6 protein-coding genes are annotated in these 5,378 nt (G+C 71.6%); 3 read left to right on the top strand and 3 right to left on the bottom strand.

The window, feature by feature from the left end:
* Positions 1–521, bottom strand: a 521-nt coding sequence (locus QK444_RS32015; protein ID WP_282785803.1) for a hypothetical protein, incomplete at its 3' end; no start/stop codon positions are given.
* Positions 522–755: 234 nt separating this feature from the next.
* Between QK444_RS32015 and QK444_RS32020 the strand changes: the two genes are divergently transcribed.
* The gene (locus QK444_RS32020) at positions 756–1,178 is read left to right on the top strand and encodes a hypothetical protein (RefSeq protein ID WP_148310270.1); all 423 of its coding nucleotides are present in this window, start codon (positions 756–758) and stop codon (positions 1,176–1,178) included.
* A 65-nt stretch (positions 1,179–1,243) separates the two neighbouring features.
* Positions 1,244–2,080 (top strand): patatin-like phospholipase family protein, encoded by an 837-nt coding sequence (locus QK444_RS32025; RefSeq protein WP_282785804.1) that lies wholly within the window; start codon positions 1,244–1,246, stop codon positions 2,078–2,080.
* A gap of 58 nt (positions 2,081–2,138) precedes the next feature.
* Here QK444_RS32025 and QK444_RS32030 read toward each other — a convergent pair whose 3' ends face one another.
* The gene (locus tag QK444_RS32030; RefSeq protein ID WP_282785805.1) at positions 2,139–3,677 is read right to left on the bottom strand and encodes a glycerol-3-phosphate dehydrogenase/oxidase; all 1,539 of its coding nucleotides are present in this window, start codon (positions 3,675–3,677) and stop codon (positions 2,139–2,141) included.
* Between the two features lie 25 nt (positions 3,678–3,702).
* Positions 3,703–4,287 (bottom strand): TetR/AcrR family transcriptional regulator, encoded by a 585-nt coding sequence (locus QK444_RS32035; protein WP_282785806.1) that lies wholly within the window; start codon positions 4,285–4,287, stop codon positions 3,703–3,705.
* 118 nt (positions 4,288–4,405) lie between these two features.
* On the opposite strand from QK444_RS32035, the gene QK444_RS32040 reads away from it, so the two are divergent.
* Positions 4,406–5,378: FAD-binding protein (locus QK444_RS32040; protein WP_282785807.1), on the top strand; the 973-nt coding region annotated here is incomplete at its 3' end.

Genomic DNA, 5,378 nt, shown 5'->3' on the forward strand with positions numbered 1-5,378 from the left:
CTGCCGCTGCCGCTGCCGCTGCCGCTGCCGCTGCCGGTGCCGCTGCGGTGGCGGGCGGGGGCGTGCAGGATGAAGCCGCCGCCGGGGGCGATGCCGGAGCGGAGGTCGGTGTGGGGGATCTCGGCGGTGGTGTCTTCGGTGCCGACCGTGATGCGGCGGACGGGGTCGCGGATGATTTCATCGGTCCAGGTCATGGCGCGGTCGCCGGAGAGTTCGCGAGCGCCCTCCGGGCCGTCCACCACCGCCCGGACCGGGCCGCGCAGCAGGATCAGCAGGCCGTCGGAGGTCGGCGCGACCACGCCGAACGACGGCGACTGGGCGGATCCACCCGCGAAGATCGCCGCGGCCAGGCGCTGGGCGATGGCGACACCCGGGTCGGCGGCCGCGGCCGCCGCCTCGGCCGCCCCGAGAATCCGCTCGGTGGACGCCGTCTCGCCGGTGAGGAACAGCACCACGCTTCCGAATCGCGCGATCAGCCCGTCTCCCCGCGACAGCGCCACCGTGGACGGAATACGACCCATTGCGCGCCTCCTCTCCCCTGGCGCATCGGATACCGCTGCCCACAATAGGACGTTCCCCGGTCGAGGGGATGGCTCGTTCCGTCCCATCGACGCCGTCCACCCGGTACAGCGAACTTCCAGTGGCCTTTCCGGACGAATTGAGCGCGTTTCGATGCGCCGTGACGTGGCGCACGCGACGATCGACGCAGATCGTCGGCGCACCCGGCGTCGACTCGGTACGACGAGGACTGCTCCATGCGCATGACCACGGGAAACCGAGAATCCACCCGCCCGCTCATCGCGGTGGGAGCGGGCTGTGCGGCCCTGGCCGCCACCCTGCTCACCACGCCCACCGCGGCCGCCACCGCCACTCGCATCGGCGTCGAACCGAGTATCAGCTTCGGTTCGGCGACCAACTACGGGGCCGGATGCACCTATCCGGTGAACGTGTACGTGGACGATCCGGTGACGCCGGTCGTCATCTACGACAACGGGGTGGCGTTCGCTGTGGTGCGGCCGTCCGGAGCGATCGCCACCGGACACTGGACCCCGGCCGCTCCGGGAGAACACCGGTTGCAGGCCATCCAACCCAATGCCGGGGGCGACGTGGTGCCCTACGTCGACCTCACGGTGGGCGTCGGGCTCAACTCCGGATCCGGCTGCATCGTCACCCACTAGTGGGGGAATAGGCTCCGCACGTCGAAGGCTGTGTGTTCGGCATACGGCAGGCGAGAGGAGTCCACATGGCAGGCGGACGCGCACTGGTGCTCGGGGGCGGCGGCGTCGCCGGAATCGCATGGCAGAACGGGGTGCTGGTCGGGCTCGCGGATGCGGGGGTGGATGTGACCGATGCCGATCTGCTGGTCGGAACGTCGGCGGGGGCCAATGTGGCGGCGCAGTTCACCAGCGGCCTGCCGCCAGCAGAGCTGTACCGCAGGCAGATCGACGCGCGAGTGCAGAGCCGGGAGGTGCTGCCGCCCGGGAATCCGCTCAGCGAACTCACCGCCGCGCGGGCCGCCATCGCGGCCGACACCGATGATCCGGCGGAAATACGAAGGAGAGCAGGGGCTTTCGCACGCGCCTCACGAACAGTTCCGGCACCGGTGCGGCGGGCCGTTGTGGAAAGCCGCCTGCCCGTGCACGAATGGCCGCAGCGGCGACTGCTGGTGATCGCAGTCGATGCGGTGAGCGGGGAGCCACGGGTGTTCGATCGGAATTCCGGGGTGTCACTGGTGGACGCGGTGACGGCGAGTTCGGCGGTGCCGGGGGTGTGGCCGGTGGTGGAGATCGGGGGTGCGCTGTACACCGATGGCGGGGTTCGCAGCACCACCAACGCCGATTACGCGCGAGGATGCGCACGGGTGCTGATACTCGCGCCGTTACCCGTCTGGCCCCTGGACGATGAGGTGGCGGAATTGGTCGCTGGTGGGGCGCGGGTGGAGGTCATCGCGCCGGACGATGCTTCGGTAGTGGCGTTCGGGGAGAACCCGTTGGATCCGGACTGCCGGGTTGCGGCAGCGAAAGCCGGTCGGGCGCAGGGGGAAGCGGAGGCCGAGCGAATCGGTCGATTGTGGGAGTGAGGGTTCGGGCGAAGACCGGCCGCACGCCCGAAGAAGGCGGGCGGAGTTTCCGTTCCGGTCAGGCGAAGGCGGCTTTCGCGGCGGGTTCGGCGGCGGTGCGGGCCTCGGGGACGAGGCCGATTCGGGTGCGGCGGTCGAGCAGGTCGGCCGGAGTGAGGGCGGCCTCGTGGGTGGTGGCGAAGGCGAATTCGGCGGCGATGACGTCCAGGCCGGGGGCCACCGGGGCGGCCAGGTCGGGGTTGGCCTCGGCCAGGGCGAGGACGGCGGGGGCCTCGGAGCCGTAGCGTTCGATGAGGTCGGGGGTGGCGGGGATGCGGTCGCGGGCCGCGCCGGAGACGGCTCCGACCAGGGGAAGACGCCGGGTGCGGCAGGGGCGGGCGGTGAGGCCGCGCTGGGTGAGGACGGCGTCCACGGTGTCCTCGGCCATCTTGCGGTAGGTGGTCAGTTTGCCGCCCACGACGGTGATGACGCCGGAGGGGGAGGGCAGCACCGCGTGCTCGCGGGAGATGTCGGCGGTGGCGTCGTCGGCGGTGCGCAACAGGGGCCGCAGGCCCGCGAAGGTGCCGCGAATATCGGCGCGGGTCAACGGTTCCCGGAGCACCGTGTTGACCGTGTCGAGCAGGAAGTCGATTTCGGCGTCGGTGGCGTGCGGCACGTCGGGGACGGGGCCGGGCGCTTCCTCGTCGGTGAGGCCCAGATAGACCCGGCCGTGGGCGGCGGGGAAGGCGAAGACGAAACGGCTGATGCTGCCCGGAATCGGAATGGTGAGCGACGCGTCGAGCCCGCCGAAGGACGCCGCGTCGAAAACCAGATGCGTACCGCGCGAAGGCCGCAACTCGATACTCGAATCGACCTGATCGGCCCACACTCCGGTGGCATTGACCACCGCCCGCGCCCGCACGGACAGGGTTTCGCCGGTGACCCGGTCGTGCAGCGTCGCCGCGTCGCCGGTGACCCGTGTCGCCTCCACCCGGGTGAGCACCGACGCCCCGTGCAGCGCCGCCGTGCGCGCGATCGCCACCACCAGCCGGGCATCGTCCACCAACTGCCCGTCCCAGGCCAGCAGCCCGCCGCGCAAACCGTCCCGGCGCACCGTCGGAGCCAGGCGCAGCGCCTCCGCCTCCGCCACCCGGCGCGAACGCGGCAGCACGGCCGCCGACGTTCCGGCCGTGCGGCGCAAGACATCTCCGGCCAGGAAGCCGGCCCGGATCAGGCCCTGCTGTGCCGCACCGATGCCCGGCAGCAGCGGCACCACCTGTGGTAGCGCCCGGGTCAGATGCGGAGCCGTGCGGGTGAGCAGGATGTGGCGCTCCACCGCACTCTCGTGCGCGATGCCGACCCCGCCGCTGGCCAGGTACCGCAGCCCGCCGTGCACCAGTTTGGAACTCCACCGGCTGGTGCCGAAGGCCAGGTCGTGCTTCTCCACCAGAACCGTGCGCAGTCCGCGCGCGGCGGCGTCCAGCGCCACGCCCGCACCGGTGATGCCGCCGCCGATCACCAGCACGTCGATCTCGCCGCCGTCACCCAGCGCCCGCAGCTCGCGCTCGCGGCGCCCGGCATTGAGCGCGGAGCTGGACTGTGCCGAATTTCCGGTCATGACTTGGCCTTTCGAAGAGGGCGCACTAGCGCCCGGCGTGCGGGGTGAGATAGCTGTCGATGGCGTAGGCGAGTTCGGCGTCGAGATGGTCGGCGTCGAGGAACTGAGCGACCGTGCCCGCCGACTGCACCGCCGACTGGCTCATGAGCAGCAGCATGGTGGCCATCCGCTCGGGATCGCCGGCGCGAATGGAACCGTCGGCCTGCCCGGCCAGAATGCTGTCGGCGAACATCTCGATGAGCCGCCGCTGATTTCGGCCCAGTCGCTCGAACACGTAGGTGAGCATCACGTCCGTGTCGGCGCGAAAGATCTTGCTGAACAACGGGTTCTCGCGCACTGCCGCACCGCCGCCGACGATGGCCATGCACAGGCGCTCCCGCGAGTCGCCCTCGTCGGGTACGGCGCGGGCGATGATCTCGCGGAGTTCCCGCACCAGCAGGTCGGCCACCAGCGATCCGGTATCGGGCCAGCGGCGGTAGACGGTGGGGCGGCTCACGCCCGCCCGCCGCGCCACCTCGGTGAGGGTGGTGCGGCGCACTCCGAATTCGGCCACGCAGGCCCGCGCCGCGTCGAGGATCGCCCGATCGACGGCGGAGGACGGTTCGGTCATCGTGTCATCCCAGGTTCGTTACTGCTTGACAATCTATGTCAGACTGTAACGCATGGCCGACATGAAAGCACCCGCCGCATCCACCGAAAACCCGGGCGAGCCGGACGCTCGTCCGAGTATGGTGTGGGACGCCTGGGGCGCCCCGTCCGGACAGCAGCCACTGCCCGAACGGATCCGGGGACTGCTGGCTCAGGTGTTCGGGGTGTCGGGTGAGCCGGTGGCCCGTCGCGATGAGGGCGACGTGCCGCTGCGCGCCTCGGCGATCACGCCGGACCAGCGAGCCGGGCTGGTCGCGGTGGTCGGTGCGGACCACGTGTCGGACGGCCACCGCGACCGACTCCGCCACGCGGGCGGCAAGAGCACCCCCGATCTGCTGCGCCGCCGCGCCGAGGGCCCGCAGGACGCGCCCGACGCCGTCGTCTTCCCGGCCGACCACGACGAAGTGCTCGCCGTCCTGGCCTACTGCGCCGGCAACGGCATCGCGGTCGTACCCTTCGGCGGCGGCACCAGCGTCGTCGGCGGCCTGGACCCGGTGCGCGGAGCCTTCCCGGTGGTGATCGCGCTCGACCTGCGCCGCCTCGACACCCTCAGCGAGGTGGACCCGGTCAGCGGCACCGCCACCCTGGGCGCCGGGCTCACCGGCCCGCGCGCCGAGGAACTGCTCGCCGCGCACGGACTCTCACTCGGCCACTTCCCGCAGAGCTTCGAATTCGCCAGTATCGGCGGCTTCGCCGCCACCCGCTCCTCCGGACAGGCGTCGGCGGGCTACGGCCGTTTCGACGACATGATCCAGCGGCTGCGCATCGCCACCCCGGGCGGCAGCCTCGACCTGGGCCGCGCCCCGGCCTCGGCGGCCGGACCCGATCTGCGCGAACTCTTCGCGGGCTCGGAAGGCACGCTGGGCATCATCACCGCCGTCACCGTGCGGGTGCATCCCGTACCGGAGACCACCGCGTATCAAGCCTGGTCCTTCCCGGACTTCGGCACCGGCGCGGACGCGCTGCGCAGCGTGATCCAGACCGGCGCGGCCCCGACGGTGCTGCGCCTGTCCGACGAGGCCGAGACCGGCCTCAACCTCGCCCGCGCCGGAG

The organism is Nocardia sp. CC201C (genome assembly GCF_030010695.1).
Classification (GTDB): domain Bacteria; phylum Actinomycetota; class Actinomycetes; order Mycobacteriales; family Mycobacteriaceae; genus Nocardia; species Nocardia otitidiscaviarum.